Here is a 24,258-nt window from a genome sequence, read left to right as displayed (position 1 = left end):
CCCCGTGCCGGAGGAGTTGATGACGGGCACCTCATCGGATTGTCCCTGTTCTGTCACGTGACGCCGTTCCGGGCGGCGGTCGGGAACCCCCGCCACGCCGGGTCGCTCCTTCTCCACGTATGTGAGCGGAACCCGTACACCACACAGACCTGGAGCAGATCGTGACAACGCCGAAGAAGTCAGCGCGGCGCGTACTGGGGGCCTGTGCCGCCCTGATCGTCGGCGCCCTCACCCTCACCGCCTGCGGCGGCGACGCCAACGCCGGGACCGGGGACGACAAGGGCGGCACGAGCACCCCCAGGACGTCCACGGCGAAGATCGCCATCTCGGCCGCGGACGGCTCGACCGGCGCGTCGATCAACTCGACCGGCGTGCGGGTCAGCGGCGGCACCCTGACCGACGTGAAGATGACGGTCGCGGGGACCGGACAGGCCGTGGACGGCTCCCTGTCCGCCGACGGCAGCAGCTGGAAGCCGAAGGACCGGCTGGAGCGCGGGACCAAGTACCGGATATCGGCGACCGCGAAGGACCGGAGCGGCCGTACCGCCGCCGCGAACTCCATCTTCACCACCGTCTCGTCGGCGAACAGCTTCATCGGCACGTACACGCCCGACGACGGCACGACGGTCGGCGTCGGGATGCCGGTGTCGTTCACCTTCGACAAGGCCATCACCGACACGGAGGCCGTCCGGTCGCACATCACGGTCACCTCCAGCAGCGGGCAGCAGGTGGTCGGGCACTGGTTCGGCGCGCAGCGGCTGGACTTCCGCCCCGACCAGTACTGGAAGGCCGGTTCCAAGGTCACGATGAAGATCGACCTGGACGGCGTGCAGGGCGCGAACGGCGTCTTCGGGGTGCAGAAGAAGACCGTCACCTTCACCGTCGGCCGCTCGCAGGTCTCCACGGTCGACGTCGACACGCAGACCATGACGGTGGTCCGCGACGGCCGGACCGTCAAGACGGTCCCGATCTCCTCGGGCAGCCCGGAGCACACCACCTACAACGGGCAGATGGTGATCTCCGAGAAGTTCACGCAGACCCGCATGAACGGATCGACGGTCGGCTACGGCGGCGAGTACGACATCGCGGACGTGCCGCACGCGATGCGCCTGACCAACTCCGGCACCTTCGTCCACGGCAACTACTGGTACAACAAGTCCGCCCCGCCCTTCGGGCAGACCGGCACCAGCCACGGCTGCGTGGGGCTCCAGGACGTGCAGGGCGCCCAGGGCGACACGTCCGCCAAGTGGTTCTACGACAATTCGCTCATCGGGGACGTCGTGGTGGTCCGGAACTCCCCCGACAAGACCGTGGCGCCGGACAACGGACTCAACGGCTGGAACATGCCGTGGGACGAGTGGACCGCGGGCAGCGCCGCCTGACGGCGGGCCTCCCGCCGAGGCCTTTCGCCCGGAACTCCCTTTTGACCAGCGGATTTTGACGATCCGGCGGGCCGTGCGGGAACTTCCCGCGCGGCCCGCGCGTTTTCCCTGTGTACGTTTTCCCGGTTCCCGGACATGATGTCCGACCGAGGGGCTACGGTATGCACCCACAAGGTGACATGCAGCAACGCCAGGAGAAACCTTGAGCGTTCCGTACGAGACCGCAGCGTACGAACCACCCGAGTCGCCCGAGTCTCCGGAAGAGCACCTCGCGCGACTCCTCGGTCGTGCCCTGAACTCCTTCGAGCTGCCCGACGAGGTGATCCGGCGGCTCGACTGCGCGCTGGCGCACGACAGTTCGCTGCACTCCGCGCACCACAGCGCGGGGCTGCATCGCGAGACCTACCGGCACACCTGGCTGCTCGCCGACGGCTCGGCGCTGACGCTGTGGGAGCTCGTCCACAACACCGCGCCGGGCGGCGACCCGCAGCACGAGGTGTACGTCGACGAGGAGGAGCTGCGCGCCGCCACCTCCCGGCTGTCCTTACCGCCCGACACCCCCGACTTCGAACTGCCGGTGATGGTGCAGCTCTCGCCGTTCCCCCAGCCGCGGCACGCGTACACGCCCGACGACTCGGCGGACCACGCGCGCCGGCTGCTGCGCCGGGCGGAGAACCCGGACCGTCCGGGCGCGGACACGGCCGAACTGCTGGCGTCGGCGTTCGCCCACCAGATCACCCAGGCCTTCGGCCGCCCGTGCCGCGCGGGCCGGATCGGCCTGTGCTTCGCGCTCTACGAGCACGCGTTCCTGCTGCGGGACGGCAGGGAGATCGCCCTGTGGGAGGTCGAGCACACGGAGACGCCCGACGGTCGGCACATGTGCGAGGTCTACCCGAGCGAGGACGCGGCCCGCGAGGCGATGGAACGGCGCGCGGCGCGCCGCTCCTGACGGACGCGGCGAAACCCGCCGGGAGCCGCCCCGCCCGCAAGTCATTCCACCCGAGGATGCCCCCCGGGGGATCACCCCGCCCGGGGTTCGACCCGCTCGGTCAGCCGCCCGCGCCGAACCGCTCGACCAGGCCCGCGAAGGCGTCCTCCTCCGCCGGAGTCAGCTCCACGGACTCCTGCTGCGGGCCCGTATGCCGCTGGGCCGGAAGGGCGGACAGCACGGAAGGGGCGGGCAACACCGGGAAAGCGGCCAGGTCGGCAGGGCCGGAACGCCACCCGGAAACCCTGTCGTGGCCGCGGCGCAGGACGCGGGTCAGGCACATCACCCAGACGACCGCCGCCGCCAGAGCAAGGACCGTCAGACCGGCCAGCTGAGGGATCGAGAGGTGCTCAGACATACGGTCCAGTAGACACCAGCGGCCGCACATCAAGCCCGTACCGTGACGCATCTCGCAGATGCGGCAGTTGTGGCGGTTGGGTCAGAGACGGCGATTACGGCAGTCGGGAAAGCCGGGGAAGATCGGGAACGGTCGGCGCATACGGGCGCCGAGCAACTCACAGCGCCCCGGAGGGACATGCGGACGGCCGCAGTCCCGGTCCCCCGGGACTGCGGCCGTCCGCCCTGCGTGGCCGCGCGTCCGCTTACGCGGCCACCGGCTGCTTGCGCTGCGCCTCCGTCGTGGCCGCGCCCTGCGTCTGCGCCGCCGGGTCCTCGGCGACCGGTGCGCGCAGGCCCTTGAGGAGGACGACCAGAGCCGCCGTGACGCAGACACCCGCGGCGAGGGCGACCAGGTACAGGAGCGGGTTGCCGATCAGCGGCACCACGAAGATGCCGCCGTGCGGGGCGCGCAGGGTGGCGCCGAAGGCCATCGACAGCGCGCCGGTGACCGCGCCGCCCGCCATCGCGGACGGGATGACCCGCAGCGGGTCGGCCGCCGCGAACGGGATCGCGCCCTCGGTGATGAAGGAGGCGCCCAGGACCCAGGCGGCCTTGCCGTTCTCCCGCTCGGTCTGGGTGAAGAGCCGGCCGCGCACGGTCGTGGCCAGCGCCATCGCCAGCGGCGGCACCATGCCGGCCGCCATCACGGCCGCCATGATCTTCATGGCCGAGTCGCTCGGGGCGGCGACCGCGATACCGGCGGTGGCGAAGGTGTAGGCGACCTTGTTGACCGGGCCGCCGAGGTCGAAGCACATCATCAGGCCGAGCAGGCCGCCGAGCAGGATGGCGTTGGATCCGGTGAGGTGGTTCAGCCAGTCGGTCATGCCCTTCTGCGCGGCGGCGATGGGCTTGCCGATGACCACGAACATCAGGAATCCGACGATCGCCGCGGAGATCAGCGGGATCACGACCACCGGCATGATGCCGCGCATCGCGGCCGGGACCTTCACCCGCTGGATCGACAGCACCACGCCGCCGGCGATCAGACCGGCCGCGAGGCCGCCGAGGAAGCCCGCGTTGATGGTCAGCGAGATCGCGCCGCCGACGAATCCGGGGACCAGGCCGGGGCGGTCCGCCATGCCGTAGGCGATGTAGCCGGCCAGGACCGGGACCAGGAAGCCGAAGGACACGACGCCGATCTGGAAGAGCAGCGCGGCCCAGCTGTCCGTCTGGGTCCAGACGAAGTGGTCCATGACCGACGGCGCCTTGTTGATCTTGTAGCCGCCGATCGCGAAGCCGAGGGCGATCAGCAGACCGCCCGCGGCGACGAACGGGACCATGTAGCTGACGCCGCTCATCAGCCAGGTGCGCAGCTTGGTGCCGTAGCCCTCGGTGGCGCCGCCGGCCCGCTCGACCGGCGTGCCGGTGCCGGTGCCGTCCGCGGCGGCCGGCGCGGTGACCTCGCCGCGCTCCGCCTTGCCGCGGACCTCGGCGATGAGTTCGGCGGGGCGGTTGATGCCCGCCTTCACGCCGACGTCGACGGTCGGCTTGCCGGCGAAGCGGTCCTTGTCCCGTACGGGGACGTCGTGCGCGAAGATCACGCCGTCCGCCGCGGCGACGACCGCCGGGTCGAGCCGGGCGAAGCCGGCCGAACCCTGGGTCTCGACGACGACCTCGACGCCCGCCTCGCGGCCCGCGCTCTCCAGCGACTCGGCCGCCATGTAGGTGTGCGCGATCCCGGTGGGGCAGGAGGTGACGGCGACGACACGGAAGGGTCGCTCGCCCGCGCCTGCGGGGCCGGCCGTGGCCGCCGGAGCCGAGCCCGTCGTCGTACCGCTGCCCGCCGTGGCGTCGGCGGAGGCCGCCACCGGCGCCACGGCGGTGTCCTGGGAGGTGGGCTCGTCGGCCCCGGCGTCCGCGGGGACGCCGTCGGCCGGCTTCCCGATGTCCGCCGGAGCCTTCTCGCCGCAGATGAGCGCGGCCGCGTCGGCCGCGTCCCCGGCCGACCGCAGCGCGGCGGTGAACTCGTCGTTCATCAGCTGCCTGGCCAGCGAGGACAGGATGGTCAGATGGGCGTCGTCGGCGCCGGCCGGCGCGGCGATCAGGAAGATCAGGTCGGCCGGGCCGTCCGCCGCGCCGAAGTCGACCCCGGCCGGGCTGCGCCCGAAGGCGAGCGTCGGCTCGGTGACGTGCGCGCTGCGGCAGTGCGGGATGCCGATGCCGCCGTCGAGCCCGGTGGGCATCTGCGCCTCGCGGGCGGCGACGTCGGCGAGGAAGCCGTCCAGGTCGGTCACCCGGCCCCGGGCGACCATGCGCTCGGCGAGGGCGCGTGCCGCCGCTTCCTTGGTGTCGGCGGACAGGTCGAGATCGACCAGGTCCGCGGTGATCAGGTCGCTCATCGCGGGCTCCTTCGCACGCGTATCGCCCGGGAGATGAACCGGACGCACAGGGGGACGGGGGTGGTGCTGTGGGGGAAGGCGGGGACGGCGGGGCGGGGGTTCACGACACCGGCTCCGTCAGCTCGCGGTCCGTGGGGACCTCGGTCGCGACCGTCACCGCCGCCGGATCCAGGTCCGCCGGGGTGGGCATGACGCTGCCGGGCAGCCGGACGGCGGCCGCGCCGTGCGCGACGGCCGAGGCGAGCGCCTCCGGACCGCTGCCGCCGGCGATCAGGAAGCCGGCCAGGGAGGCGTCACCGGCGCCCACGTTGCTGCGTACGACGTCGACCCGCGCCTCGGCGAACCAGGCGCCCTCGGCGGCCACGAGGAGCTGCCCGTCGGCGCCGAGGCTCGCGAGCACGGCGCCCGCGCCCAGCGCGCGCAGTTCCTCGGCCGCCTTCAGCGCGTCGCCCACGGTCGACAGGGGGCGCCCGACGGCCTCGGCGAGTTCCTCGGCGTTCGGCTTCACCACGTCGGGCCGCTCGCGCAGCGCCTCCAGCAGCGCGGGGCCCGAGGTGTCCAGTGCGATCCGCACCCCCGCGGCGTGGGCGCGGGCGACCAGGTCGGCGTACCAGGACGGTGTGAGACCGCGGGGCAGGCTCCCGCAGCAGGCGATCCAGTCGGCGTCGCCCGACCGCGCGCGCACCGTCTCCAGCAGCAGTTCCTGCTCGTCGGGCGACAGTTCGGGACCCGGCGCGTTGATCTTCGTCAGGACGCCGTCCGCCTCCGCCAGGGCGATGTTCGAGCGGGTGGCACCGGCGACCGGGACCCGCGCGACCTCGATGCCCTGTGCGTCGAGGAGGCCGGCGACGAGCGCGCCCGGCGCGCCTCCCAGGGGCAGCACGGCGACCGTGCGCCGCCCGGCGGCCGCGACGGCGCGCGAGACGTTCACGCCCTTGCCGCCGGGGTCCACGCGCTCGCCGGTGGCGCGGATGACGTCGCCGCGATCCAGCGAGGGCACCTCGTACGTGCGGTCGAGGGACGGGTTGGGGGTGACGGTGAGAATCATGTGCGCACAACTTCCGTGCCGCCGCGCTCGATGACGGCGGTGTCCTCGGGACTGAGCCCGCTGTCGGTGATCAGCAGATCGACGTCGCCGAGACCGCCGAAGCGGGCGAAGTGCTCCTGCCCGTGCTTGGCGGAGTCGGCCAGCAGCACCACGCGGCGGGCGGCGGCGATCGCGGCCCGCTTCACCGCGGCCTCGGCCAGGTCGGGGGTGGTCAGACCGTGCTCGGCGGAGAAGCCGTTGGCGGCCACGAAGAGGACGTCGGCCCGGATCTCGCCGTACGCGCGCAGCGCCCAGGCGTCGACGGCGGCACGGGTGCGGTGCCGGACGCGCCCTCCGACGAGGTGGAGCTGGATGCCGGGGTGGTCCGCGAGGCGGGCCGCGATCGGCAGGCTGTGGGTGACGACGGTGAGCGAGGCGTCCAGCGGGACGGCCGCGGCGAGGCGGGCGACCGTCGTCCCGGCGTCGAGGATCACCGTTCCCTCGCCCGGCAGTTCCGTGAGGGCCGCCTTGGCGATGAGGTCCTTCTCGTCCGCCGAGGTGGACTCGCGCTCGGCCAGGTCGGGCTCGAAGTCGAGGCGTCCGGCCGGTATGGCGCCACCGTGGACCCGGCGGACCAGGCCCGCGCGGTCGAGGGCCTTCAGATCGCGGCGGATCGTTTCCGCGGTGACCTGGAACTCCTCGGCGAGCGACAGCACGTCCACGCGGCCGCCGTCACGGGCGAGCCGCAGGATCTCCTGCTGTCGCTCCGGTGCGTACATGTCCGTTCGCCTCCGACCGATGCCCGAATCTGTGGTTTCACCAGTACGGTACGTCTGGATTTCCGGAAAGTAAACAGGTTCGGGCATCAGACAGACACAAACGGGCTTTCCCGGCACGCTTCCCCGGCACGTTTTCCGACCGGCCTCCGCGGCGGCGCTCGCCGCCCGGGCCGGAAAAACCGAAACGGCGGCGCCCGCAGGCACCGCCGTCCCGTCCGGATCGAAACCGGTGGCTCAGGACACCAGCTCCGAGGCGGGCGCCGAGGCCGCCGCGGACTCCGATCCCCGCTCCGCCGCGCCCGGGTCCGGCTCCGGCGCGCCCTCCACGTGCTGCGCCGGCCGCTTCGGCAGAGCGAACATCAGCAGGAAGATGACGGCCATCACCACGGCCACCCAGACCAGCGCGTGCTGGAACGCGTTCACGAAGGACGGTCCCACCTGGTCCGCGGTCAGCCGGTCGCCGATCTCTCCGAAGAAGACCACCGACACCAGCCCGAGCCCCAGCGCGTTGCCCATCTGCTGCACGGTGTTGATGAGCCCGGACGCCGAACCGGAGTGCTCGCGCGGCACCTCCGACAGCACCGCGTCGGTCAGCGGGGCGACGATCAGGCCCATGCCCACCCCCATCACGACCAGCGGCAGCGCCATCTGCCAGGAGGCGATGCCGAGCCCGTACCGCTCCGACTCCCCGATGTAGACCAGCACGCCCGCCGCCATCAGCAGCGCGCCCGCCTGGAGCACACCACGCCCGAAGCGCGGCACCAGCTTCTGCACCGACAGGCCCGCGGCCGCCGACACCGCGATCGAGAAGGGCACCCCGGTCAGACCCGCCCGCAGCGGGCTCCAGCCCAGCCCGATCTGCATGTACAGCGTCCAGACCAGGAAGAAGACGCCGAGCGCGACCCCGAAGACCGTCTGCACGGCGATGCCGGCCGCGAAGCTCTTCACCCGGAACAGCGACAGCTCGACCAGCGGGGATCCGTCCCGCGCGGCCTTGCGCCGCTCGTACGCCACCAGCGCCCCGAAGACGACGAGCGAACCCGCCATCGTGACGTACCCCCACACCGGCCAGCCCAGCTCACGCCCGCGGGTCAGCGGGTACAGCAGCATCAGCAGACCCAGCGTCACCAGCACGACCCCGACCAGGTCCAGCTTGAGGGCCCGCGGCGCCTTGGACTCGGTGATGAAGCGCCGGCCGAGGATCAGGCCCACGACGCCGACCGGCAGGTTGATGAGGAAGATCGGGCGCCATTCGAGACCGAAGAGGTTCCACTCCGTCAGCAGCGCGCCGAGCAGCGGCCCGGAGACCGCGCCCAGTCCGACGATCGCGCCGAACAGCCCGAACACCTTGCCCCGCTCATGGGCCGGGAAGGTGGCGTGCACGATGGACAGGACCTGCGGCACCATCATCGCCGCCATGCCGCCCTGGAGGATCCGGGAGGCGACCAGCATCTCCGGGTTCGCGGCGAAGCCGCACAGCGCGGACGCGATCGTGAACCCGCCGATGCCGACGAGGAACAGCCGCTTGCGGCCGTGGATGTCGCCGAGCCGACCGCCCGTGATGAGCCCGGCGGCGAAGGCCAGCGCGTAGCCCGCGGTGATCCACTGGATCTGGCTGAAGGTCGCGCCCGCGTCCTTCTGGATGGACGGGATGGCGATGTTGACGATGGTGACGTCGACAAGGTCCATGAACGCCGCGGTCATCACGATCGCGAGGGCGAACCAGCGGCGCCGGTCGCCCACGGCGGGCTGGGCACTGGGAGGGGTCTCGGTGGAGGTCATACCCGAAACCTAGGCCCGTATTAGGTCAGATCATGTCCTAGTTGTGCGGCATCCTCGAACTCATGACGACGGACACCCCGGCCCGGCTGCTCCAGCTCCTCTCCCTCCTCCAGACGCCCAGGGAGTGGCCCGGCGGCGAGCTCGCCGACCGGCTCGGAGTCTCCCGGCGCACGGTCCGGCGCGACATCGACCGGCTGCGCGAACTCGGCTATCCCGTGCAGGCGAGCAAGGGCGCCGACGGCGGCTACCGGCTGGTCGCCGGCAAGGCGATGCCGCCGCTCGTGCTCGACGACGAGGAGGCGGTGGCGATCGCGGTGGGGCTGCGCGCGGGCGCCGGGCACGCGCTGGAGGGCGTGGACGAGGCATCGGTGCGGGCACTGGCCAAGCTGGAGCAGGTGCTGCCGTCCCGGCTGCGCCACCGGGTGGCCACCCTCCAGGCCGCGACCACTCCGCTGACCAGCGGGGACGGTGCGACCATCGCGCCCGAGACGCTGACCGTCATCGCCTCTACGGTGGCCGGGAGCGAGCGGCTGCGGTTCGCCTACCGGGCCGCGGACGGCACCCAGACCCGGCGCCTCACCGAGCCCTACCGGCTGGTGTCGACGGGACGCCGCTGGTACCTCGTCGCGTACGACCTCGACCGTGCCGACTGGCGTACGTTCCGGGTCGACCGGGTGAGCGAGCCGGTCGCGACGGGAGCGCGGTTCGCTGCGCGGGAGCTGCCGACGGGGAGCGCGGCGGAATACCTGCGCCGGTCGATCCGGCGGCGGCAGGAGACCTACGCCTTCGAGGCCGTCTTCGCCGCACCCGCCGAGGCCGTCGCGGCCCGGCTGCCGGCGTGGTTCGCCCCGCCGGAGCCGACGGAGGCGGGCGGCTGCCGGGTACGGGGCACGACCGGCGATCCGATGGAGTGGCTGGCGATGCGGCTGGCGGTCCTGGGGTACGAGTTCGAGGTCCGCGAACCGGTGGAACTGGCGGCTTTCGTACGAGAGCTGGGCGGACGCCTGAGCCGGGCCGGGGGCGGGTGAACAGGCCCTGGGAGCGGGTGAGCCGGGGCGGGTGGGCGGGGGCAGCCGGGCCCGCCCGCTCTCACCGTCCGTCCTGCCGCACGGCCTACCGCACGTCCTCCCAGGAGAAGCCGCGCAGCACCGTGAGGTTGCCCAGCGCCAGTGCCGCCGGTCCCTCCGCCGAGGCCGGCGCCGCGTTCCCCGTCGCCCAGACCTCGACCGCCACGCGGACCGCGGCACTCGCGGTGGCGGCGGCGAAGCGCAGCCTCGGGGACGCGGCGAGCCGGACGGCAACGATGTCGTCGCCCTGGGCCAGCCGTCGCGCCAGGATCTCGGTCAGCTCGCCCTCCGCGTCGTGGCAGACCTCCGCCCACACCTTCCGCAGCGCCGGGCCGGCCTCGGCCAGCCGGATCAGGGTCCGGGCCCACTCCCAGGAGACCGCCGGCACCCCGGCACCGGGGGTCAGCGTTCCGCGCACCGCGTGTTCGAGTGCCTGCGGCAGCGACAGTTCGGCCGGAGCCTCGCGCACCGCTTCCGCCCAGTGCCGCGCGCCCGCCGCGTACAGCGGGGCGACGGCCTCCTCCTTGGTGGCGAAGTAGCGGTAGAACGTGCGAGGGGCGATCCCGGCGGCCTGGGCGATGTCCTCGGCGCGGGTGGCGCGCAGTCCGCGGGTCGCGAAGAGACGTGCCGCCGCCCGGGCGATCTCCATCCGCGTCGCCGCCTTGCGTCGCTCGGTCAGCGAGGGCGCGGCGGACGCGGAAGAAGCGGTGGAAGAGACGGGGGAAGAGGCAGCAAAAGCGGAACGAGCGGAGGGGGAGGAACAGGAGGAGCCGGGAAGAGCTGGTGCGGGGGTGGTACTCACGCCCGGCAGGCTATGCCCATGTGGCACAATCTGCCATTCGGCGGGCCACCCCGGAGTTCAGGTACGGGGTGCCCCGCCCTTCGAGCGTGCGCGAATGCGGAAGCTGTCCGTCGTGCGCTCGTCCGGACGCTTCCCCTCCGAGGGGGCGAGCCGGGCCCCGGCACCCGGGGGGATGGGCGCCGAAGCCCGACTCTGGGAAAGTCCCGGCGCCGGGGGGGATTGCGTCGGGACATGGCTCATCGGCGCGAGGACGGCCCCCCGGCCGCCCCGCGGGGCCCGAACCCCGGTGCCCGGGAGTCTTGTTCCCGGGGCCCTACGGGTTGAAGCGGCGATACATCGCCATGTTTGCGCGGGCTTTCGCCACCCGGCGTACGACCCCAGCGCATGGCCCTGGGCGTACCCATCGGGTACAGGCCCCGGGCGTACACCGGGCGGTGCATACGCCGACAGGCGAAGGCCCGCACCGCGTCATGCCACCGGCGTCACGCCGCCGCGTCGAACCCGGTGTCGCGCGCCAGCTTCTTCAGTTCGAGGAGCGCGTGCTTCTCGATCTGGCGGATGCGTTCACGCGTCAGACCGTGCTCCTTGCCGACCTCGGTGAGCGTGCGCTCGCGGCCGTCCTCGATGCCGTAACGCATCTTGATGATGGAGGCCGTGCGCTGGTCGAGGCGGCCGATCAGGCCGTCCAGCTCCTCGCTGCGCAGCAGGGTGAGGACGGACTGTTCCGGCGACACGGCCGAGGTGTCCTCCAGGAGGTCGCCGAACTGGGTGTCCCCGTCGTCGTCCACCGACATGTTCAGCGAGACCGGGTCACGGGCCCAGTCGAGCACGTCGATGACACGCTCCGGCGTCGAGCCGAGCTCGGCCGCGATCTCCGCGGGCTCCGGCTCGCGGCCGTTCTCACGGTTGAACTCACGCTGCACGCGCCGGATCCGGCCCAGCTCCTCCACCAGGTGGACGGGCAGCCGGATGGTGCGGGACTGGTCCGCTATCGAGCGCGTGATCGCCTGACGGATCCACCAGGTCGCGTACGTCGAGAACTTGAAGCCCTTGCGGTAGTCGAACTTCTCGACCGCGCGCACCAGGCCGGCGTTGCCTTCCTGGATCAGGTCGAGCAGGGGCAGGCCGCTGCGCGGGTAGCGGCGCGCCACGGCGACGACCAGGCGGAGGTTGGAACGGATGAAGACGTCCTTGGCCCGTTCCCCGGCGGCGTCCAGCGCCTCCAGTTCCTCGCGGGTGGCGTCCGTGTCGGACTCCGCCTCACCGTCGAGGACCTGTCGCGCGAACACACCCGCTTCGATGGTCTGGGACAGGTCGACTTCCTTGGCTGCGTCGAGCAGCGGTGTGCGCGCGATCTCGTCGAGATACATGCCGACCAGGTCGCGGTCGGCGATCTCGCCGCCATGGGTGCGAACACTGCTTGCCGCGTCGGCCGTCTCGCCGGTGGCGGACTTACGACGGGCGACGGCACGGGTTGCCATGCGTGCTCCCTTGCGATGGTGGGTGCGGGTGGTCCTGCGAACGCCTGACACCGCGTCCGGGACTCTCGCGGCTTTCTCCGGACTCTGCTCGGGTGCCCTGCATCCGATGGAAACAACGACTGGAATCAGGACAGAATTCCCAACCCGTCACCCTATTTTTCTGATCATGCAGTACCCTGTGCCGCCACGAAGGGGGACCGATGCCGTCGGAACGTACAGAAGTGCAGGTCAGGCCGGGTATCGAGAGTGATCTCGAAGCCCTCACGGCTCTCTACAACCACTACGTACGCGAGACGTCCATCACCTTCGACACGGCTGTCTTCACTCCGGAAGAGCGCCGCCCTTGGCTGCTCTCCCACCCTGAAGACGGTCCGCACCGCCTGATGGTTGCCACGGAGGCGGCACCGAAAGGGATCTCACAGGAGATTCTGGGTTACGCCACATCCAGCCCCTACCGCGCGAAGGCCGCCTACTCCACCTCCGTCGAGGTCACGGTCTACGTCGCCCCGGGGGCCGGCGGCCGCGGCGTCGGCACGCTCCTGTACGAGGCCCTGTTCGAGGCGCTGGCCGGCGAGGACCTGCACCGTGCCTACGCGGGCATCGCCCAGCCCAACGAAGCGTCCGTGCGGCTGCACGGACGCTTCGGGTTCCGGCACGTGGGCACCTTCCGGGAGGTGGGGCGCAAGTTCGGCCGCCACTGGGACGTGGCCTGGTACGAGAAGGACCTCTGACCGAACCGCACGGATTCAGCCGAACTGCACCGACCGCTTCGCCATGCCCAGCCAGAACCCGTCGATCACGGACCGCTGGTCGTCCAGCTCGCCGGCCATCTCCGCCGCGCCCATGGTCACGAACAGCGGGGCGAAGTGCTCGGTGCGCGGATGGGCGTAGCGGCCGGCCGGGGCCTTGCGGAGGAAGTCCAGCAGCGCGTCCCAGTCACGCGCCTCCAGCGCCCGCCGGCCCCAGTCGTCGAACTCGGACGACCAGGTGGGCACCCCCGGGCCGGTGTGCCGCAGCGCGGCGAGGTTGTGGGTGAAGAAGCCGGAGCCGACGATCAGCACGCCCTCGTCGCGCAGCGGGGCGAGCCTGCGGCCGATCTCCATCAGCCGCACCGGGTCGAGGGTCGGCAGGGAGACCTGGAGGACCGGGATGTCGGCGTCCGGGAACATCTCCACCAGCGGGACGTAGGCGCCGTGGTCGAGGCCCCGGTCAGGGATGTCCTGCACGGGGGTGCCGGGGGCGCGCAGCAGCTTGCGGACCGACTCCGCGAGCTCGGGGGCGCCGGGTGCCTCGTACGTGACCTGGTAGTAGTGCTCCGGGAAGCCCCAGAAGTCGTAGACGAGCGGCACGGTCCGGGTCGCGCCGAGGGCGAGCGGGGCCTCCTCCCAGTGGGCGGAGACCATGAGGATCGCCCTGGGCCGCGGCAGGTCGGCGGACCAGGCGGCGAGCTGACCGGGCCAGACCGGGTCGTCCGCGAGCGGCGGGGCGCCGTGGCTGAGGTAGAGGGCGGGCATGCGCTCCTGGGCGGCGGCGGACATGGCGGGGGCTCCCTCCGGTGGACCGGATGTCGTACGGACCCGACGCCAGGCGCTCGGTGGTCGGCGGCCCGTAGCCGGTGACAGTGCTTGAACTCTAAAGCTAACCGTCTCCCAGACTAACCCTGCTTTGTTTAAACTTCAAGGACAACTCTCGTACAGTGGAGTCCATGAACACGGCATCCGCGGCGCCCCCCGCCTCCCCCGCACCCGCCGACGAGCCCCAGTGGCTGACTCCGCAGGAGCAGCGCGTCTGGCGCTCCTATCTGCACGCCACCACGCTGCTGGAGGACCACCTCGACCGCCAGCTCCAGCGTGACGCGGGCATGCCGCACATCTACTACGGGCTCGTCGTGACGCTCGCCGAGGCGCCGGAGCGCCGGCTGCGGATGACCGAGCTGGCCAAGAAGGCGAAGATCACCCGCTCCCGCCTCTCCCACGCGATCGCCCGCCTGGAGAAGAGCGACTGGGTCCGGCGCGAGGACTGCCCCTCCGACAAGCGGGGCCAGTTCGCGGTACTCACGGACGCGGGACTCGAGGTGCTGCGGCGCACCGCGCCGGGCCATGTGACGGCCGTACGGCAGGCGCTGTTCGACCGGCTGAGCCCGGAACAGCAGAAGTCCCTCGGCGAGATCATGCAGATCGTCGCCGAGGGACTCCAGCCGAACGAAGCAGGCGCGGACCTGCCCTGGCAGCGCTGAGCGACCGGCTACGGCAGCTCGCTCACGGCCGGGGCGGGCCCGCGGGCGTGCGGACGAGACGTCCCCTTCCTCGTCCGCACGCGGGGCCCGAAGAGGTACGACCGGACGGGCGCGGTCAGTGGGCGATCACCGGAACCGGCACCTCGTCCTCGGCACCCTCACCGCTGCCGCGCACCACGGTGGAACCCGGACGGCCGGCGTTCACCAGGGTGAAGGCGATGGCCGCGGAGACCACCAGGATGCCGACGGCGAACCAGATGGCGCTGGTGTAGCCGTGCACCATGCCCTCCAGCTGGACCAGCTGCTGCTGCGGCTTGGACCCGGCGGAGGCGATGTGGTCCTTGATGTAGGACGTGGTGGCCGAGGCGGCGATCGTGTTCAGCAGGGCCGTACCGATCGCGCCGCCCACCTGCTGCGAGGTGTTGACCATCGCGGAGGCGACACCGGCGTCACGCGCCTCGACGCCCTGGGTGGCCAGCGACATGGCCGGCATAAACGCCGTACCCATGCCGAGACCGAGCAGCAGCTGAGCCGGCAGCAGCAGCCCCGCGTACGAGGAGCCGATCTCCATCTGGGTCAGCAGCAGCATGCCGAGCGCGGCGGTCAGGAAGCCGGGGCCCATGAGCAGCCGCGGCGGGACGCGGGTCATCAGGCGGGCGCCGATCTGGGTGGAGCCCGTGATCATGCCCACGATCATCGGAAGGAAGGCGAAGCCGGTCTTGACCGGCGAGAAGCCCTTCACGACCTGGAGGTAGTAGGTGAGGAAGAGGAACAGGCCGAACATCGCGATGACCGCGAGGCCGAGCGAGAGGTAGACGCCACCGCGGTTGCGGTCGGTGACCACGCGCAGGGGCAGCAGCGGGGCCTTGACCTTGGACTCGACGAACACGAAGGACGCGAGCAGCAGCGCCGCGGCGACGAACAGGCCGATCGTCACGGAGTCGCTCCAGCCGTCGGACTCGGCGCGGGTGAAGCCGTAGACGAGGGAGACCAGGCCCAGGGTGGACAGCAGGACGCCCGGGATGTCGAGCGGCGAGCGGTTGCGGCCGCCGGCCGGCTCACGGATGACGAAGTACGCGCCCGCGGCGGCGACGACGGCGAACGGGATGTTCACGAAGAACGTCCAGCGCCAGTCCAGGTACTCGGTGAGGAAACCGCCCAGGATCAGACCGACGGCGCCGCCACCACCGGCGATGGCACCGTAGATGCCGAACGCCTTGGCGCGCTCCTTGGCGTCGACGAACATCACCGCGAGCAGGGAGAGCGCGGCGGGCGCGAGCAGCGCGCCGAAGGCGCCCTGGAGGGCGCGGGCGCCGAGCAGCATGCCCTCGCTCTGCGCGGCACCGCCGAGGGCCGACGCGGCGGCGAAGCCGATCAGGCCGGTGACGAAGGTGCGCTTGCGGCCCCAGATGTCGGCGATCCGGCCGCCGAAGAGCAGCAGGCCGCCGAAGGCGAGCGCGTAGGCGGTGATGACCCACTGGCGGTTGCCGTCGGAGATGCCCAGGTCCTGCTGGGCGGAGGGCAGCGCGATGTTCACGATGGTCGCGTCGAGGACGACCATCAGCTGGGCGAGCGCGATGAAGACGAGCGCTCGCCAGCGGCTGGCGTGTGCGTCGGTCACGTCGGTGACGCGCCGGGCTGTTTCAGACATGGGGGTACCCACTTCGGGACTTCGTGACGGAAAAAGGCAAGGAAAAGGGACGAGCCGTCCGTCCTGCTGCTCGAGACGTGCCTCAGGCTGCGTGTTTCGGACGGTCTTCAGATCAACGGCCCGCGGACCGTCGAGGTACGCGAGGTGTCGGTACGGCTATGGCTCGGCTGTGGCTGTGGCTGTCGCTGTGCGTGTCGGTGTCGCCGTCGGTGCGGCTCAGGCTCGGCGCAGGTCCTCCAAGGTCACGGCGGCGCCCGGCAGGACGGAGCGGGCCGGGGCCCGCAGACCGTCCAGGAACATTTGCAGATGGCGATGGACGAAGCGGTCGACGCTGAGGCACCCCGTCCCGGCCGGCGGCCGGCTGAGCTGGGCCACGGCGACCATCAGATCGCCGACGCCCACGTCGGTACGGAGCTGCCCGGCCGCCCTGGCCCGGTCCATGACCTTCTCGATGACCCCTTCGGCACGCTCCCGCGCGGCCTCCAGGTCGGGATGGTGCTCGTCGAACGTGCTGGAGACCATCGGGCACAGCGCGCCGATCCGCTCGTCGGCGGCGGCGTGCACGAAGCGCTCCAGCGCCGCGAACGCGTCGCCGGTCTCGGCGAGCGCGACCTCACCGGCCCGCACCGTACGGTCCATCACCGAGCAGACGACCTCGCGGACGAGGGCGTCCCGATCGGGGAAGTTCCGGTACAGCGTGGCATTGCCGAGTCCGGCACGGCGGGCGATGTCGTCGAGCGGCACATCCGGCCCGAACTCCACGAACATCTCCCGGGCGGCCGTGACGATCCGCTCCCGGTTGCGCAGCGCGTCGGCGCGGGGCCGGGTGTGCCTGCGCTGCGCCGGGGTCGCGGTCTGCACGGCATGCTCCAGGGGGTCGAAGGCGACTGCGATCCGGGGAAGGTCTCCCCGTTTCGCGCGAACACAGGTCTAAACGGGGAAACGGTCCCCGGATATTTCCGACCCCCGAAGGGTTTTCATGTGACCTGAGTCACATGCCCTCCGACCACCCCTCACCCGCGCTCAATGTGACCGCCGTCACGCGCCAGCGGCCCGCCTACCGGCGAGAAACCCACGATCGGCCCCTCCAGCGCGCGCGTGTCGGGCCACCGAACCAGGGTGATCGCAAGGGTGCAGCCTGGTTCCGGCGGCTGCCTGGAGCGAAGGGCCCACGCATGCAGCCGCAGCCGCCCCGCCGTCGGATACGCCCGCACCGTGTGGCCGCCCTGGCGTCCGTGACCGCCCTGACCTTCGCGCTCAGCACCTCGGCGGGCACCGGCCACCTCGGCCCCTCCACGCCGGCCGGGGCGGGCCCGATATCCCTGGGCCGGGTCCCCGCCGCCCTCGGTCCGTGCATGATCAGCGGGGACCAGTCCATCCAGATGTCGGAGGGCGTCCCGACCATCAGCGGCTACTCCCGCTCCACCGGCACCGTCCACGCCCTGACCCTGATGGTCGACTTCTCCGACGCGCCGGGCCGGGGCAGCGCGATGGACCGCTTCCACGAGTTCTTCCCGCAGACCCAGAAGTGGTTCGACACCAGCTCCTACGGCCGCCTCGACTACCGCCCCGAGACACCGATCACCCACTGGCTGCGCATGCCGAAACCGTTCAAGGCGTACGGAATAGAGCGCGGCGCGCCCTTCGACCCCGGGTACCGCGACCTGGTCCAGGACATCGTGGCCGGCGCCGACCCGAACGTCGACTTCCGCTCGTACGACCTGCTGAACGTACTGGTGACCCCCAACGCCGGCCCCTCCGCCCTGGACACCGTCCTGTCGGTGACCTTCGCCGGCAACAAGGACGCGCCGGTCGCGGACGGCGTCCCGGTCGCCAACGCCTCCTTCGTCTACTCCCGTCAGGACGACGGCTCCGGCTCCTACGACCGCACCGGCTACCGCGTCCTGCCCCACGAGAACGGCCACGTCTTCGGCCTGCCCGACCTCTACACCCAGGAGGGCGGGGGCGCGGTCGGCCACTGGGACATCATGAGCGAGGACTGGGGGGCCGACAACGACCTGCTCGGCTGGCACAAGTGGAAGCTGGGCTGGCTGGACGCCTCACAGGTCAGCTGCGCGGCGCGCCACGGCACCGACGAGTACGAGCTGACCCCGCTGGCGCGCGCGGGCGGCCCGAAGCTCGTCTTCGTCCCCCTGAGCCGGCGCAGCGGCTACGCCGTCGAGCTGCGCACCCGCGGGGGCAACGACGAGGCGGTCTGCCGGCCGGGCGTACTGATCTACAAGATCGACGCGTCGGTCGACACCGGCATGGGGCCGGTCACGGTGTACGACTCCCGGCGCGACTCCGGCGGCTGCACCCGCAGCCCGAACGTCCAGGCCGAACTCTCCGACGCCCCCTTCGTCCCCGGCGAGGAGTTCAAGGACCCCAAGCACGGCATCCGGATCGCGATAGCGTCGGCGGACCTGTCGGGGAACTACCGGATACGGGTGACACGACAGTAGGACCGTTCCCGAAGTCCCCCGACGGCCCGGCAGGGGTCCACGGCACCGCCCGCCACCACCGGACCAGGACCGGGGCTACGGTGGGCCTGCCGCGAACGCCGTACCGGAGAACCGATGCCCGCGAACCCCAGGACCGAGGCCCACGGGGCCACCGGCGCCGACGCCGTCCCCCGCACCGGCGCCGACCCGGCCGCCACCGCCGTACCCGCCGAGGCCGTGACCCCGTTGCTGCGGGGCGTCGCGGTGCTGGGGCGGCTGACGGAGGCGGGCGGGACGCTCAGCCCGAGCGACCTGGAACGCGCCACCGGCCTCGCCCGCTCCACGGTCGACCGGATCACGGCCACTCTGGCCCGTATGGGATACGTCCGCCTCGACGGACGCGACGTGGTCCTCGCCCCCCGCGTGATGGAACTGGGCAACGCCTACCTGGCGGCGCTGCGGCTGCCCGCCCTGCTCGACGCCCGCGCCGACCGGCTGGCCGACGAACTGGACGAGTCCGTCTCCCTCGCGGTGGCCGACCACGACGGCATCCGCTTCATCCACCAGGCCACCCGCCGCCGCGCGATGTCCCTGAGCTTCCGCATCGGCGACCTGCTCCCGGCCGAACGCACCGCGCCGGGCGCGCTGTTCGCCACGGAGTGGGACGCGGCGGACCGCCGACGCCGGCACGAACGCCGGGCGGCGGACCCGCGGGACCGCGCCTTCCCGACCGTACCGCCGCGCTCTCCCGACACCCCGGACGACTTCGAACAGCGCACCGGACGAGCTCGCGCGGACGGCTGGGCCCTGGACGACCAGCTGATCGAACCGGGCCTGGTGGCGGTCTCCGTCCCGGTACGCGACCCGCACACCGGAAAGATCGCCTGCGCGGCGAGCGTGGTCAGCCACACCAGCCGGCACACGGCGGCGGACCTGCGCGACAAGCTCCTGCCCCGGCTGCGTACGGCGGTCGCGGAGATGGAGGACGACCTGCGCACGGCGCCGGCGCCGACACCCGGACCGGCCCCGGCGGGCCTGGCGACCTGGACGGGCGCGTCGAAACAGGAACTGGGCCGGGACTTCGTCGAGTCGCTGGCCCGCGGCCTGACCGTACTGACCGCCTTCGGCGAGGGCCGCGCCCGCCTGACGCTGACGGAGGTCGCGAAGGCGACGGGCCTGGCGCGGGCCACGGCCCGACGGGCGCTGATCACCTACGAACACCTGGGCCTGGTGACGGCGTCCGCCGACCGCACGTTCGCCCTCACCCCCCGGGTCCTGTCGCTCGGCTTCCCGCCCCTGTCGCGTACGTCGCTCCCCCGCATCGCCCGGCCGCACATGGCCGAACTGGCCCACCGCGTGCACGAGTCGACGTCCCTGGCGGTGCTGACCGCCACCGGCACGGAGATCCAGTACACGGCCCGGGTGGCCACCAGCCACGTCATGAGCGTGGACATCACGGTGGGGACGCGGCTGCCCGCGTACGCGACGTCGATGGGCCGCGTCCTGCTGGCGGACGTGCCGGAGCCGGAGGGGGCCCCGGACACCCTGCGCCCCCTCACTCCCCGGACGATCACCGACCCGGCGCTTTTCGCCCGCACCCTGGCCGAGACCCGCGCGCAGGGCTACGCCCTGGTCGACGAGGAACTGGAGGAAGGCCTGCGCTCGCTCGCGGTCCCGGTCCGCGACCGGGCGGGCCGGGTCGTCGCCGCCCTCAACACGGCGACACACGTGGCCCGCCGCACGGTCGACCAGTGTCTGAACGGTCTCCTCCCCGAACTGACCGCCACAGCCCACCGCATCGAGGCCGACCTCCACGTGGCGGGCCGTTTCACCCGCGTCCCCGTGGCCTGACCCCACACTCCCGCCCAACAGATCCGGTACGCTGACGCCTGTGGCCCTGCACGGCCACGATCACGCCTTCGTAGCTCAGGGGATAGAGCACCGCTCTCCTAAAGCGGGTGTCGCAGGTTCGAATCCTGCCGGGGGCACACGAGTAAGGGCCAGTTCAGGGGCATGATCCCCTCGAACTGGCCCTTTGCCGTGATCACGGCCGTGCCACTCACGTGCCAGAAATGCCACTACGGTGCCACATCGCCACGCTCCTTCCGGATCATCGATCCGAGCCGATCGGCGATCTCGCGGTCACGGCCATTGACCATGTGCTGATAGATCAGCGCCGCGCGAGGCGTGCTGTGGCCCATCCGGGTCATCAGTTCGCGCAGGCTCGCGCCGGACGCAGCGAGGGTGTTCCCCGTGTGCCGAAGATCGTGGAAGTGAGCGTCCACCGTGACCCCGGCGTCCTTCTTGGCTTTGATCCAGTCGTCTCGGAAGTTGCTGCGCCGCAGTCGTCCGCCCTGGGGCCCGAGGAAGACATGCCCGTCACGACCACGCCCGGTGTAGGCGTCGAGATGCCGCTTCACGTCCGGCAGGAGTTCGGCGGGGAAGGCCACTGGCCGGACCCCGGCATCGGACTTCGGCGCCTTGTCGAAGAGCGCTCCCGTCTGCATCTCCGCCTGTGAGCGCTGGACCATGAGCGCTGCGTTGTCCGTGTCGACGTCGCGCCGGCGCAGCGATGCCAGCTCCCCGAACCGCAGGCCCGTGAAGGCCGCCAGGAGAACGAGCAGCCTGTAGCGCGGCGCGATCGCGTCGGCCACGGCGAACACCTCGGCCACCGTAAGGACCGGCCGTTCCGGCACGTCGTAGCGGTCAGCGCCCTTGATGCGGCATGGGTTGCGCCGGATCAGCTCATCGTCAACGGCCGTGTTCAGGATCGCCCGCAAGATCTGATACGCCTTGACCACCGTCGGCTCACCGGTCCGCGCCAGGCGCTCCGTGCGCCAGGCCCGGACGCGAGCCGTCGCGATCGAGGACAAGGGCCGGTCACCGAAGGTGGGCAGCAGGTGAAGCCGGATCACCGACTCGTGACGCTCGCGCGAACGATCCGCCAGCTTGCGGTCCTTGAGCCACGCCGTGGCGTACTCGCCGAAGAGAACTTTGCCCGCGTCGGGGTCGCGCCACTGGCCGCGAGTGATGTCCGCCTCGATGTGCGTCAGTGCGACCTCAGCATCTGTCTTGGTCGCGTACGTCTCTTCGGTACTCCGGAGCAAACCGGTGTTCGGATCCGGGTACCGCGCCTGCCAGCGGCCCGACTTGAGTTGCCGAACCGAGCCGAAACGACGTCGCCGCCCCTTGTTGTTGGCCATCAGGCAACCCTCCTGAGGGCGCCACGCCGAACGGTCACCGGCTGCACTGTGTGCTCAGTGATGTAGGCGGACACCGCACTCGCGGGGATGCGGACATGCCGTCCCACCCTGATGAAGGTGATCCGACGTTCCTCGATGAGGCGCCGAGGGAATCGCACTCCGGTGCCGAGGAGGTCGGCGACCTCTTGCACGGTCAGTAAACGGTCTGTCATCACCATTCCCCCTCGATTCCGTGATTCAGCAGGTCTGCCAGGGCTTCGCGGGCGGTTTCGCGGTTGTGCTGAAGGTCGCGGGCGATGGTGGCGGCGAGGGCGGATTCGCCGGGGGTGTGGCCGTGGCCGGCGTACTGCCAGTCGGCGAGGACGAGGACGGTGTCCGGCTCGCGGTCCTCGAGGCCGAGGGCTTCGCGTTCCTGCGCGGCGCGGAAGTCGGCACGGGCCTGACGGAGCTCCCCGAGGGTGGTGGAGTAGCGGCGGGACTTGGAGGAGAAGTGGCCGCGGAAGCCGAGCATGTGAGCCCACGCCCACAGTCGGCGGTCCGGGTAGAGCGGGTCGAGCTGCTTGCAGGCTTCGATGAGGCGGCGGGTGTGGTCGGGGACCTGGTGGCGGTCGAGTTCGGCGAGCTCGCCGATGCGCCGGTCGAGGGTGCCGGTGTTCTCGGCCGCCTTCGTGGCGTACTTGGCGACGTAGGAGGCGACGGCCTGTTCGGTGATGTCGGAGCCGTCCCCGAATGCCTTTACGGGGCGAACGTCGAGTTGGGTGCCCCAGCGGAAGGTACGGGCGGGCTGGTCCTCGGCGGCCGCGACGGAGACCGAGGTGTAGGAGTGCGCCGCGGCGGCGTGGATGGCGTCGGTGAGGAGGTCGACCGTCGCCCAGGCAGGGGGCGGGGTATCGGGCCCTTCGGGTCCGTCGATGCGGATGACGGCATGGAAGTGCAGGGCGCCGCGCTTCTGGAACTCGGCGACCTTGCCGTAGGACAGCCGGGCCGACTCCTTCAGCTCCCGCTGTGACAGGCCGGCGCGGGCGGCGATCTCGCGGCGGAGGCGATTGGTGAAGCGCTGCCAGAGGTCGCCCGCGTGGTTGTTGAACAGGACGGCGCCCGCGTAGTCATACGTGTTCGGGTCGAGCGCCGTGCCGAGCGCGGGGTCATCGGCAGGGTGTCGGGTGCCGCAGCGGCAGACGCCCCGGTCGGGACGGTTGTGGACGGGCCCGAAGGACGGTGCGGTGAGGGTGGCGAAGACGCGAGGGTGGTCCCGGACCGTTTCGGGGATGTCGCGGCGGTCGTCCCCGGCCAGGCCCGCGCGGATGAGGTGGTAGGTGTCGCCCGCGTAGGTGAAGGCGCAGGAGGGGCAGCGGGAGGCCCGTCGGTTGCCGCAGGCGAGGCGTAGCCGTCCGCCCGGCTCGCTCTCGGTGGAGTAGTGGTGCAGGGTCTCGCCGGTGGTCTTGTCCTTGCTGAGGGTCCAGCCGGTGAGGTGGATGGGGTCGGCGCAGCCGCCGGTGCGGCGGATCTGTTCGTGCCAGCGGTCGAAGTCGTCGGCCGCAGCCACCCTCAGCAGGTCGCCGAGGGTGGTCGGGTCGAGCTGGGCTGCGAGGTTCAACGGCGCCATCCCCGCTTCTGAGGGGTGTTGGCGTTGCTGCTGGACGCCTCGTTGGAGGAGCGGCCGGTGCGGGTGGCCTTCGCGGCCCGGTCCTTGTCGTGCAGTTGGTGTGCCTTGACGATCTTCTTCAGGCGGTCGTAGTCGCCGTCGATCGGGTCGGGCGGGATGCGGTCGGCTCCCTTGCTCCAGCGGGACATCAGACGCTCACCGCCTGGCGGAGGGCGGGGCGGGTGCCGGTGCCGTGGCAGGCCGGGCAGTGCGCGGTGATGGTCCGCAGGTGACCGTGCCGGTCGCGGCCGCCGAGGGTGATGGCGGCGGAGGCGAAGCCGTCGCAGTTCGGGCAGATCCGGGCCCGGGGTCGGGTGTGGTGCGTCATGCTGGTGGTTCCTTTCGATTGCGGTTGGAAGGGGCCGGACCGTCCGGGCGGCGGCGATGCTTGGTGGCTTGTGCGCCGTCCGGAGGGCCGGTCAGAAGAGGCGGGGCGTTGCCCGCGGCGAGTGGCGCGTCCCTTGGCCGCGTACATGGCGGCGTCGGCAGCAGCGAGAGCTCCGGGCAGCGTCCGGGTGGGCAGGTCCGCCAGACGGCAGGAGCCCACGGACGCGGCCAGCGGCAGTGTCTGCCCGGCATGGAGGAAGGGCCGGTGCAGCGCCCGGTCCAGTTCGGCGAGGTCCGGGCTACGGGTGTGGTCGGTGACGGCGACGAACTCGTCTCCGCCCAGGCGTCCGGCGATCCCGTGACGGCCGCACCAGGCGGCGAGGCGGGATGCGGCCACGGTGAGCGCGGTGTCTCCGGCGGCGTGGCCGTGGGTGTCGTTGAGGGTCTTGAAGTCGTCCAGGTCGACCAGGACGACGAGAGCGTCCGGGTGCCGGCGGATGAGGCGAGTGGCGCGGGCGGTCCATCCGGCCCGGGTGTGCAGGCCGGTGAGCGGATCGCGGCGGGCAGCTGCGAGCCTGCGGGCGAGGAATCCGGAGTGTGCGGCCCAGCCGACTAACGGCGGTATGACGGCGAGCGCTTGCGTGTCCACGGTTCTCCTTCAAACGCGGTTGGAAGAGGAGTGCGTGAGCCGTTCGGGCGGCGGCGATGC

At 71.7% G+C, this 24,258-nt stretch carries 22 protein-coding genes and 1 tRNA gene; 8 read left to right on the top strand and 15 right to left on the bottom strand.

The features are described from left to right. Positions 1-161 precede the first annotated feature (161 nt). Together ACZ60B_RS14860 and ACZ60B_RS14855 are read left to right on the top strand one after the other, a co-directional pair. On the top strand, positions 162-1,382 hold the full coding sequence (locus ACZ60B_RS14860) for a L,D-transpeptidase (protein WP_469386867.1): 1,221 nt from the start codon (positions 162-164) through the stop codon (positions 1,380-1,382). 202 nt (positions 1,383-1,584) lie between these two features. Then, positions 1,585-2,331 (top strand): DUF6227 family protein, encoded by a 747-nt coding sequence (locus tag ACZ60B_RS14855; RefSeq protein ID WP_469386864.1) that lies wholly within the window; start codon positions 1,585-1,587, stop codon positions 2,329-2,331. A 100-nt stretch (positions 2,332-2,431) separates the two neighbouring features. On the opposite strand, the gene ACZ60B_RS14850 is transcribed toward ACZ60B_RS14855, so the two are convergent. The 5 genes from ACZ60B_RS14850 to ACZ60B_RS14830 all read right to left on the bottom strand — a co-directional run bounded on the left by ACZ60B_RS14850 (position 2,432) and on the right by ACZ60B_RS14830 (position 8,696). Further along, entirely contained in the window at positions 2,432-2,728 is a 297-nt protein-coding gene (locus tag ACZ60B_RS14850) for a hypothetical protein (RefSeq protein ID WP_469386862.1), read from the bottom strand. 244 nt (positions 2,729-2,972) lie between these two features. Next, positions 2,973-5,108, bottom strand: a complete 2,136-nt coding sequence (locus ACZ60B_RS14845) for a PTS fructose transporter subunit IIABC (protein WP_469386860.1) — start codon at positions 5,106-5,108, stop codon at positions 2,973-2,975. A gap of 100 nt (positions 5,109-5,208) precedes the next feature. After that, positions 5,209-6,156 (bottom strand): 1-phosphofructokinase, encoded by a 948-nt coding sequence (gene pfkB / locus ACZ60B_RS14840; protein ID WP_469386858.1) that lies wholly within the window; start codon positions 6,154-6,156, stop codon positions 5,209-5,211. Beyond that, positions 6,153-6,914: a DeoR/GlpR family DNA-binding transcription regulator gene (locus ACZ60B_RS14835; protein WP_469386855.1), complete on the bottom strand. Its 762-nt coding sequence runs from the start codon at positions 6,912-6,914 to the stop codon at positions 6,153-6,155. Before ACZ60B_RS14835 ends, pfkB begins: the two co-directional genes overlap by 4 nt. Positions 6,915-7,148: 234 nt before the next feature. Next, positions 7,149-8,696: an MFS transporter gene (locus ACZ60B_RS14830; RefSeq protein ID WP_469386853.1), complete on the bottom strand. Its 1,548-nt coding sequence runs from the start codon at positions 8,694-8,696 to the stop codon at positions 7,149-7,151. A gap of 62 nt (positions 8,697-8,758) precedes the next feature. On the opposite strand from ACZ60B_RS14830, the gene ACZ60B_RS14825 reads away from it, so the two are divergent. After that, positions 8,759-9,724: a helix-turn-helix transcriptional regulator gene (locus ACZ60B_RS14825; RefSeq protein WP_469386851.1), complete on the top strand. Its 966-nt coding sequence runs from the start codon at positions 8,759-8,761 to the stop codon at positions 9,722-9,724. Positions 9,725-9,809: 85 nt separating this feature from the next. On the opposite strand, the gene ACZ60B_RS14820 is transcribed toward ACZ60B_RS14825, so the two are convergent. Beyond that, positions 9,810-10,442 carry a TetR/AcrR family transcriptional regulator gene (locus ACZ60B_RS14820; RefSeq protein WP_469387032.1) on the bottom strand — a complete coding sequence of 211 codons (633 nt, stop codon included), beginning with the start codon at positions 10,440-10,442 and terminating at the stop codon, positions 9,810-9,812. 605 nt (positions 10,443-11,047) lie between these two features. Next, positions 11,048-12,046, bottom strand: a complete 999-nt coding sequence (locus ACZ60B_RS14815) for a sigma-70 family RNA polymerase sigma factor (protein ID WP_351614790.1) — start codon at positions 12,044-12,046, stop codon at positions 11,048-11,050. A 200-nt stretch (positions 12,047-12,246) separates the two neighbouring features. Between ACZ60B_RS14815 and ACZ60B_RS14810 the strand changes: the two genes are divergently transcribed. Next, on the top strand, positions 12,247-12,777 hold the full coding sequence (locus ACZ60B_RS14810) for a GNAT family N-acetyltransferase (protein WP_469386848.1): 531 nt from the start codon (positions 12,247-12,249) through the stop codon (positions 12,775-12,777). A gap of 15 nt (positions 12,778-12,792) precedes the next feature. On the opposite strand, the gene ACZ60B_RS14805 is transcribed toward ACZ60B_RS14810, so the two are convergent. Beyond that, complete coding sequence (locus ACZ60B_RS14805) at positions 12,793-13,584, bottom strand: dioxygenase family protein (protein WP_469386847.1); 792 nt, start codon at positions 13,582-13,584, stop codon at positions 12,793-12,795. 167 nt (positions 13,585-13,751) lie between these two features. Between ACZ60B_RS14805 and ACZ60B_RS14800 the strand changes: the two genes are divergently transcribed. Then, positions 13,752-14,282: a MarR family winged helix-turn-helix transcriptional regulator gene (locus ACZ60B_RS14800; RefSeq protein WP_469386845.1), complete on the top strand. Its 531-nt coding sequence runs from the start codon at positions 13,752-13,754 to the stop codon at positions 14,280-14,282. 115 nt (positions 14,283-14,397) lie between these two features. On the opposite strand, the gene ACZ60B_RS14795 is transcribed toward ACZ60B_RS14800, so the two are convergent. Together ACZ60B_RS14795 and ACZ60B_RS14790 are read right to left on the bottom strand one after the other, a co-directional pair. Beyond that, the gene (locus ACZ60B_RS14795; protein ID WP_469386843.1) at positions 14,398-15,933 is read right to left on the bottom strand and encodes an MFS transporter; all 1,536 of its coding nucleotides are present in this window, start codon (positions 15,931-15,933) and stop codon (positions 14,398-14,400) included. A gap of 216 nt (positions 15,934-16,149) precedes the next feature. Further along, positions 16,150-16,794: a TetR/AcrR family transcriptional regulator gene (locus tag ACZ60B_RS14790; RefSeq protein ID WP_469386841.1), complete on the bottom strand. Its 645-nt coding sequence runs from the start codon at positions 16,792-16,794 to the stop codon at positions 16,150-16,152. A gap of 314 nt (positions 16,795-17,108) precedes the next feature. On the opposite strand from ACZ60B_RS14790, the gene ACZ60B_RS14785 reads away from it, so the two are divergent. The 3 genes from ACZ60B_RS14785 (at position 17,109) to ACZ60B_RS14775 (ending at position 20,362) form a co-directional block, all read left to right on the top strand. Next, positions 17,109-18,395 carry a M6 family metalloprotease domain-containing protein gene (locus tag ACZ60B_RS14785; RefSeq protein WP_469386839.1) on the top strand — a complete coding sequence of 429 codons (1,287 nt, stop codon included), beginning with the start codon at positions 17,109-17,111 and terminating at the stop codon, positions 18,393-18,395. Between the two features lie 114 nt (positions 18,396-18,509). Further along, positions 18,510-20,225 carry an IclR family transcriptional regulator domain-containing protein gene (locus ACZ60B_RS14780; RefSeq protein WP_469386837.1) on the top strand — a complete coding sequence of 572 codons (1,716 nt, stop codon included), beginning with the start codon at positions 18,510-18,512 and terminating at the stop codon, positions 20,223-20,225. 64 nt (positions 20,226-20,289) lie between these two features. Beyond that, positions 20,290-20,362 (top strand) — tRNA-Arg (locus tag ACZ60B_RS14775). A gap of 90 nt (positions 20,363-20,452) precedes the next feature. Here ACZ60B_RS14775 and ACZ60B_RS14770 read toward each other — a convergent pair. Genes ACZ60B_RS14770 through ACZ60B_RS14750 form a run of 5 tightly spaced genes read right to left on the bottom strand, consistent with a single transcriptional unit; the run spans position 20,453 to position 24,198 of the window. Then, positions 20,453-21,577, bottom strand: a complete 1,125-nt coding sequence (locus ACZ60B_RS14770; RefSeq protein WP_469386835.1) for a tyrosine-type recombinase/integrase — start codon at positions 21,575-21,577, stop codon at positions 20,453-20,455. Next, positions 21,577-21,795, bottom strand: a complete 219-nt coding sequence (locus ACZ60B_RS14765; RefSeq protein ID WP_469386833.1) for a helix-turn-helix domain-containing protein — start codon at positions 21,793-21,795, stop codon at positions 21,577-21,579. The genes ACZ60B_RS14770 and ACZ60B_RS14765 overlap by 1 nt, the downstream gene beginning before the upstream one ends. Next, positions 21,789-23,183 (bottom strand): replication initiator protein RepSA, encoded by a 1,395-nt coding sequence (gene repSA / locus ACZ60B_RS14760; RefSeq protein ID WP_469386831.1) that lies wholly within the window; start codon positions 23,181-23,183, stop codon positions 21,789-21,791. Before repSA ends, ACZ60B_RS14765 begins: the two co-directional genes overlap by 7 nt. Further along, positions 23,171-23,371 carry a hypothetical protein gene (locus ACZ60B_RS14755; RefSeq protein ID WP_469386829.1) on the bottom strand — a complete coding sequence of 67 codons (201 nt, stop codon included), beginning with the start codon at positions 23,369-23,371 and terminating at the stop codon, positions 23,171-23,173. The genes repSA and ACZ60B_RS14755 overlap by 13 nt, the downstream gene beginning before the upstream one ends. Further along, the gene (locus ACZ60B_RS14750) at positions 23,371-24,198 is read right to left on the bottom strand and encodes a GGDEF domain-containing protein (RefSeq protein WP_469386827.1); all 828 of its coding nucleotides are present in this window, start codon (positions 24,196-24,198) and stop codon (positions 23,371-23,373) included. The genes ACZ60B_RS14755 and ACZ60B_RS14750 overlap by 1 nt, the downstream gene beginning before the upstream one ends. Positions 24,199-24,258: the final 60 nt, after the last annotated feature.

Source organism: Streptomyces sp. NPDC104096, assembly GCF_055584385.1.
The sequence above is the reverse complement of the archived record's forward strand: the minus strand, read 5'-3'. Positions and strand labels throughout refer to the sequence as shown.

Excerpts from the sequence above, each read along its gene's own strand:
- ACZ60B_RS14795 (WP_469386843.1), bottom strand. The coding sequence starts at position 15,933 with ATGTCTGAAACAGCCCGGCGCGTCACCGACGTGACCGACGCACACGCC.
- ACZ60B_RS14850 (WP_469386862.1), bottom strand. The coding sequence starts at position 2,728 with ATGTCTGAGCACCTCTCGATCCCTCAGCTGGCCGGTCTGACGGTCCTT.
- ACZ60B_RS14800 (WP_469386845.1), top strand. The coding sequence starts at position 13,752 with ATGAACACGGCATCCGCGGCGCCCCCCGCCTCCCCCGCACCCGCCGAC.
- ACZ60B_RS14770 (WP_469386835.1), bottom strand. The coding sequence starts at position 21,577 with ATGGCCAACAACAAGGGGCGGCGACGTCGTTTCGGCTCGGTTCGGCAA.
- ACZ60B_RS14810 (WP_469386848.1), top strand. The coding sequence starts at position 12,247 with ATGCCGTCGGAACGTACAGAAGTGCAGGTCAGGCCGGGTATCGAGAGT.
- ACZ60B_RS14845 (WP_469386860.1), bottom strand. The coding sequence starts at position 5,108 with ATGAGCGACCTGATCACCGCGGACCTGGTCGATCTCGACCTGTCCGCC.
- ACZ60B_RS14835 (WP_469386855.1), bottom strand. The coding sequence starts at position 6,914 with ATGTACGCACCGGAGCGACAGCAGGAGATCCTGCGGCTCGCCCGTGAC.
- repSA (WP_469386831.1), bottom strand. The coding sequence starts at position 23,183 with ATGGCGCCGTTGAACCTCGCAGCCCAGCTCGACCCGACCACCCTCGGC.
- ACZ60B_RS14755 (WP_469386829.1), bottom strand. The coding sequence starts at position 23,371 with ATGTCCCGCTGGAGCAAGGGAGCCGACCGCATCCCGCCCGACCCGATC.
- ACZ60B_RS14830 (WP_469386853.1), bottom strand. The coding sequence starts at position 8,696 with ATGACCTCCACCGAGACCCCTCCCAGTGCCCAGCCCGCCGTGGGCGAC.
- ACZ60B_RS14785 (WP_469386839.1), top strand. The coding sequence starts at position 17,109 with ATGCAGCCGCAGCCGCCCCGCCGTCGGATACGCCCGCACCGTGTGGCC.
- ACZ60B_RS14805 (WP_469386847.1), bottom strand. The coding sequence starts at position 13,584 with ATGTCCGCCGCCGCCCAGGAGCGCATGCCCGCCCTCTACCTCAGCCAC.
- ACZ60B_RS14815 (WP_351614790.1), bottom strand. The coding sequence starts at position 12,046 with ATGGCAACCCGTGCCGTCGCCCGTCGTAAGTCCGCCACCGGCGAGACG.
- ACZ60B_RS14825 (WP_469386851.1), top strand. The coding sequence starts at position 8,759 with ATGACGACGGACACCCCGGCCCGGCTGCTCCAGCTCCTCTCCCTCCTC.
- ACZ60B_RS14765 (WP_469386833.1), bottom strand. The coding sequence starts at position 21,795 with ATGGTGATGACAGACCGTTTACTGACCGTGCAAGAGGTCGCCGACCTC.
- ACZ60B_RS14780 (WP_469386837.1), top strand. The coding sequence starts at position 18,510 with ATGCCCGCGAACCCCAGGACCGAGGCCCACGGGGCCACCGGCGCCGAC.
- pfkB (WP_469386858.1), bottom strand. The coding sequence starts at position 6,156 with ATGATTCTCACCGTCACCCCCAACCCGTCCCTCGACCGCACGTACGAG.